General features: G+C 75.4%; 2 protein-coding genes. One reads left to right on the top strand and one right to left on the bottom strand.

Annotation, left to right across the window (positions count from 1 at the left end):
* A partial coding sequence (locus G5C65_RS37120; RefSeq protein WP_338146848.1) for an ArsR/SmtB family transcription factor occupies nt 1-347 on the bottom strand: 347 nt, incomplete at its 3' end.
* Nucleotides 348-441: 94 nt separating this feature from the next.
* Between G5C65_RS37120 and G5C65_RS37115 the strand changes: the two genes are divergently transcribed.
* Nucleotides 442-1,531 (top strand): MFS transporter (locus G5C65_RS37115; protein ID WP_165303435.1); only part of this gene is annotated, 1,090 nt, incomplete at its 3' end.

The following is a 1,531-nucleotide window of genomic DNA, read 5'->3' as shown; positions in this document are numbered from 1 at the left end:
CCCGCCCCGGCGGACCCGGCGGACTCCCGCTCGGCCATCCCCAGCAGCGCGTCCACCAGCCCCGGGAACCGCCCCTCCAGGTCGTCGCGCCGCAGGGCGACGTAGCGGTTGCGGCCCACCGCCCAGGTGGACGTCACCCCCGCCTGCCGCAGCGTCCGCAGGTGGTGGGAGACGGTCGACTTGTGGAGGTGGCCCACTCCCAGCCGGTCCCCGTTGCAGTCGCACTGCACCCCCTCCTGCGCGAGCCGCCGGAAGAGGTGCAGCCGCGTCGGGTCGCCCAGCGCGTGCAGCACCTTCACCAGTTCGAACTCCGCGACGTCCGGCTGGGGCAACAGTTCGCCGTCCACCGGCACACCTCCCTGCTCAAACTGTTTGACACTCATCAAACAGTCTCTATTGTTTGACGCACCTCAAACTGTATCCTCCGGGGGAAGGACACCCGTGCGTCTCCGTCTGCTGCTGCTCGCCCTCGGCACCTTCGCCGTGGGCACCGACTCCATGGTGATGGCCGGGATCCTCGGCCGGATCGCCGGGGACCTGGACGTCAGCGTCCAGTCGGCCGGCCAGCTGGTCACCGTCTTCGCGCTCTCCTACGCGCTGCTCGCGCCAGTCCTGGCCGCCGCCACCGCCCACTGGCCGCGCCGCGGCGCGCTGCTCACCGGGCTCACCGTCTTCACCGCCGGCAACGCGCTCAGCGCCCTGGCCCCCACCTATCCGCTGCTGCTGGCCACCCGGGTGCTGGCGGCGGCCGGCGCCGCGCTCTACACGCCCACCGCCACCGCCACGGCCACCGCCCTCGCGCCGCCCGAGCGGCGCGGCCGGGCGCTGGCGACCGTGCTGGGCGGGCTGACCGTCGCCACCGCGCTGGGCGTCCCGGCGGGGACGTACGTCGGACGCGCGGACTGGCGGCTGACGATGTGGCTGGTGGTCGTGCTCGGCGGGCTGGCGCTCGCGGGGCTGGGCCTGCTGCTGCGCGGCCTGCCGACCCCGTCCGCCGCGGCCCCCGGGCTGCGCGACCGCGTCGCACCGCTGCGGGACCGGCGCGTGGTGGGCGCCGCGGGCACCACGTTCCTCTTCTTCGTGACGTTCAACTCCGTCTACATCTACCTCGCCACCGCCCTGCGCCCCGCCACCGGCGGCGACTCCGGGCGGCTCACCCTGGTGATGCTGGTGGTCGGCCTCGCCTCGGTGGCCGGCAACTGGCTGGGCGGCCGGACCGTGGACCGGCTGGGCGCCCGCCGGGTGCTGCTCACCGGGGCCGCGGTCACCGCGCTGGTGTTCGCCGCGCTCCCCTGGCTGGACCGCAGCATGCCGGGCGCGCTGGCGTACGCGGTGGTGGCGCCGTTCGCCGGGTGGGCCGCCGCCGTCGCCCTCACCCACCGGATGGCCTCCCTCGACCCGGCGAGCGCCCCGCTGCTGCTCTCCCTCAACAGCAGCGCCCTCTATCTGGGCGTCGCGGCGGCGGGCGGCACGGGCGGGCTGGCCATCACCCTGCTCGGCGAGCGCTGGTTCCCGCTGGCCGCCGCCCTCC

This window comes from Streptomyces boncukensis, assembly GCF_011045075.1.
GTDB lineage: Bacteria > Actinomycetota > Actinomycetes > Streptomycetales > Streptomycetaceae > Streptomyces > Streptomyces boncukensis.
Note: the sequence above shows the minus strand (reverse complement) of the source record. Positions and strands in the feature narration are given on the sequence as shown.